This window comes from Pseudomonas protegens, from assembly GCF_003732485.1.
Classification (GTDB): domain Bacteria; phylum Pseudomonadota; class Gammaproteobacteria; order Pseudomonadales; family Pseudomonadaceae; genus Aquipseudomonas; species Aquipseudomonas protegens_B.
The window spans coordinates 1-411 of the sequence record NZ_MOAK01000090.1 but is presented as its reverse complement, the minus strand read 5'-3'; the positions used below and the strand labels follow the sequence as shown (position 1 = coordinate 411).

At 64.2% G+C, this 411-nt stretch carries 1 protein-coding gene; it reads right to left on the bottom strand.

Features of this window, described 5'->3' with window-relative positions; all coding sequences use genetic code 11:
* On the bottom strand, nt 1-410 hold a 410-nt coding region (locus BLX41_RS32250; protein ID WP_148059801.1), incomplete at its 3' end, for a filamentous hemagglutinin N-terminal domain-containing protein.
* Between the last annotated feature and the right edge of the window lies 1 nt (nt 411).

Below are 411 nucleotides of genomic sequence, written 5' to 3'. Positions count from 1 at the left end.
CTGGGGCTGCCGCCGTTGACTTCGTTGAGGATCACATTGGCCGCGCGGCCACCCAGGTTGGGGTTGCCGAGGATGATCCCGCCGAGTTGGGTTTCCTGGGTACGGTTGATGGCGTTGTTGAGGATCACGCCCTGCTGGCCGACGTTGTAGTCGCTGAACTGGTTATGGGACAAGCCACCGCCATTGGGGGCGGCGATGTTGACGATGGGCACGCCATTGCCGGCCTGACCGAGACTGGTGCCGCTGCCGTTGACCACAATGCCGTCGGCCATCGCCACCACGGGCTGCCAGAACATCACGTTGGCCAGGATCAACGCCAGTCCGCGCTTGGACAGCCCCCAGAACGTATCCCGCGCTTGCAGGGTGGCGGAAGGCTGGCGGGCCAGAAAGGCAAACTGACGAGCGTCCATG